The sequence below is a fragment of the Anaerolineae bacterium genome (assembly GCA_025062375.1).
Classification (GTDB): domain Bacteria; phylum Chloroflexota; class Anaerolineae; order SpSt-600; family SpSt-600; genus SpSt-600.
On sequence record JANXAG010000067.1, the window covers coordinates 1 to 2,927 of the forward strand.

The window sequence follows — 2,927 nt, forward strand, 5'->3', positions numbered from 1 at the left end:
CTGACCGGCCAGGACGCCCGCCAGAAGCCGCATCGTCGTCCCGGACCCCCCGCAGTCCAGGGGGCCTTCGGCGGGGGAGAACCCGTGTAGCCCGCGCCCATACACGACCTGCGTGGTGGGGCCAACGGACTCTATCTGGACACCCAGGGCCCGCAGGCAGCGCACCGTTGCCTGGCAGTCGGCGGCGGGCAGGAAATTTTCCACCCGGCTGGCCCCTTCGGCCAGGGCGCCCAGGATCAGCGCGCGGTGGGAGATGGACTTGTCCCCCGGCACGGAGACCCGACCGCGCAGGGCGTAGCCAGGGAGAATCCGGAGAACGCTCATTGGAACAACCCCCTTCTTTTCTGGGCGACCGTATCCAGCAGAGCCCGTATGGCCGCCTCGTCGCCGCTCTCCAGGAGCGCCGTCAGGTCCCCCAGGTGTCTGCGATACCGGCGCAGCATCTCCAAGACGGCGGCCCGGTTGGTGGACAAAATGTCCATCATCATTGTCACGTCGCTGGCGGCCAGGCGGGATGTATCGCGGAACCCGCTGGCGACAAGTTCCCAGAGGAGAGGGACCTCCGCGGCCACCTCCTCGGCGGTGGACATCAACCCCACCGAAAGGAGATAGGGCAGGTGGCTGGACACGGCGACGAGGAAATCGTGCAGTTCCGGTTCCAGGATCAGGGGACGGGCCCCCACGGCCTCCGCCAGCTCCTGTCCCAGGGCCAGCGCCCAATCCGAGGTCCGGGGGAGCGGCGTGAGGACAAAGACGCGGCCTTCGTAGAGGGCCGGGTCGGCCGCTTCCAGCCCTGATGTCTCCTTTCCACACAGGGGGTGCCCTCCCAGCGGCTCCACGGTGGCCGGAAGTCCGTTCATCGCAGCGACGATTTCCCGTTTTGTGCTTCCCACGTCCATCACGACGCAGCCAGGGGGCAAAACCGGCCCGATGGCCTCCAGCAGAGAGAGGATGGTGCGGACGGGCGTCGCGAGGACAACCAGGTCGGCCTCCCGCAACCCCTCCTCCAGGGCCGTTGTCGCGTGGTGGACCCATCCCCGGCTCAGGGCAGCCCGGGCCGTCTCCTCCCGCCGCGCCACTCCAACGACGCGATGGCAGGCGCCCCTCTGGGTCAGCGCGGCCGCCAGCGAGCCCCCCATCAGCCCCAGCCCGACGATGGTGACCTGAGCGTTCTGAAGGCGCTTGTCCATGGAGGTCCCACCTTACAGCGTTCGCCCGACGGCCTCAGCGACCCGGCGCAGTTCCTCCATCAGGGCCGCAAAATGGTCGGGTTTCAGGGATTGAGCGCCGTCCGAGAGGGCCTCCTCGGGACGGGGATGGACCTCTATGATGAGGCCGTCCGCTCCGGCAGCGACAGCGGCGCGGGAGACGGCGGGCACCAGTTCCCATTTGCCGGTCCCGTGGCTGGGGTCCACGATCACCGGCAGGTGGGTCAACCGTTTCAGGAGCGGGACGGCGTTGATGTCCAGCGTGTTTCGGGTGTACGTCTCAAAGGTCCGGATTCCCCGTTCGCAGAGAATGACCTGTTCGTTTCCCTGGGCCAGGATGTATTCGGCGGAGAGGAGCAGTTCTTCTACGGTGGACATCAGGCCCCGTTTGAGGAGAACGGGCTTGCGGGCTCTGCCGACGGCCTCCAGAAGGGCGAAGTTCTGCATATTCCGGGCGCCAATCTGGAGGACATCCGCGTATTCGGCGACCAGAGGGACCTGTTCTGGAGACATCACTTCCGTGACGACGGGAAGGCCGGTCTGCTCGCGTGCCTCTGCCAGGAGTTTCAGCCCTTCCAGCCCCAGCCCCTGAAAACTGTAGGGGGACGTGCGGGGCTTGAAGGCGCCGCCGCGCAGGAAGGTGGCTCCGGCTCTCTTCACCGCGTGGGCGGCCTCCAGAATTTGTTCCCGGCTTTCCACCGCGCAGGGCCCTGCGATGACCACAACCTTCTGCCCGCCAATTACAACTCCGTTGACGTTCACCAGTGTGTCCTGAGGCTTGAAATCCCGGCTGGCCAGTTTGAAGGGATGCAGGATAGGCACGACCCGCTCCACGCCGTCCCAGAGGAGGACTTGGTCTTTGTTCAGAGGCCGTTCATCGCCGATGACGCCGATGATGGTGCGCTCCACCCCTTCGGAGAGATGGGCCCGGAACCCCATCTGCTCTATCTGGGCGACGACGTGAGCGATTTGCTGAGGTGTGGCTCCATGTTTCATTACAATAATCATGGCTCTCTCCTCCCTTGTGAATAGGACTCTGCCAGGTCTGGGCGCAGGCTCCGGGCTCCTCGCAGATAGACGTGGACTACCTCGGAAGGGGGTTTATCGGTGTTCCACAGGAGAAGAACCCGGATGCAGCCCGGAAGAGCGCCTGGCACGTCTATTTCCTGGGCACACAGCAGGGGAACGTACGTCCAGCCCAGTTCGCGGGCGGCCTGGGCTGGAAAAGCGGCGTTCAGGTCGGAGGTGACTGTGAAGATAGCGCCGGCGAGGTCAGCGGGGTCCAAGCCGTTGGCGGCGACCAACGCCTGGAGCAATTCCCGGGTTGCGGAGAGAATCGCTTCGGGGGAATTAGTATCCACCGTTGTCGCACCCCGTATTCCCCGGCAGGGCATACGTCTTCCTCCAAAGGGAAAAATAAAAAAGCGTGGGGCCTGTCGGCCCCACGCTTGGTTTTCGGTACGGCTCGTTAGGAGGTTCTTAGGCTGGAGGACCCGCGTGTGGCAACAGGCCAAACCCGATCGGGTCGGCATAATAGTAGTAGTAATAAAGCGCCCACACGCAGGTTCCAGGACCCATAGGACTTATCTCCTGAAGTATGTTACCGCGAAAGTGAATTTTTGTCAAGGTTCGTGATTTGAGATGCGTAAAGTCAAGACCCCATCCCTTGACAAATTATTGCAGTTGCATATAATTGCAGAAGCATTGTATCGCAATTTT

Annotated in this window: 4 protein-coding genes; all 4 read right to left on the reverse strand. The window is 63.6% G+C overall.

What is annotated here, in order from left to right; translation table 11 throughout:
• Nucleotides 1–324: 3-phosphoshikimate 1-carboxyvinyltransferase (locus NZ653_10005; protein ID MCS7287450.1), on the reverse strand; the 324-nt coding region annotated here is incomplete at its 3' end.
• On the reverse strand, nucleotides 321–1,190 hold the full coding sequence (locus NZ653_10010) for a prephenate dehydrogenase (protein ID MCS7287451.1): 870 nt from the start codon (nucleotides 1,188–1,190) through the stop codon (nucleotides 321–323). The genes NZ653_10005 and NZ653_10010, both read right to left, overlap by 4 nt.
• Nucleotides 1,191–1,202: 12 nt before the next feature.
• Nucleotides 1,203–2,216 (reverse strand): 3-deoxy-7-phosphoheptulonate synthase, encoded by a 1,014-nt coding sequence (aroF, locus tag NZ653_10015; protein ID MCS7287452.1) that lies wholly within the window; start codon nucleotides 2,214–2,216, stop codon nucleotides 1,203–1,205.
• A complete protein-coding gene (gene aroH, locus NZ653_10020) occupies nucleotides 2,213–2,602 on the reverse strand; it encodes a chorismate mutase (protein ID MCS7287453.1) in 390 nt (129 codons plus the stop codon). Before aroH ends, aroF begins: the two co-directional genes overlap by 4 nt.
• Nucleotides 2,603–2,927: the final 325 nt, after the last annotated feature.

Bases quoted from the DNA above. Each gene is read 5' to 3' on its own strand.
- NZ653_10010 (MCS7287451.1), bottom strand. From the start codon at position 1,190: ATGGACAAGCGCCTTCAGAACGCTCAGGTCACCATCGTCGGGCTGGGG.
- aroF (MCS7287452.1), bottom strand. From the start codon at position 2,216: ATGATTATTGTAATGAAACATGGAGCCACACCTCAGCAAATCGCTCAC.
- aroH (MCS7287453.1), bottom strand. From the start codon at position 2,602: ATGCCCTGCCGGGGAATACGGGGTGCGACAACGGTGGATACTAATTCC.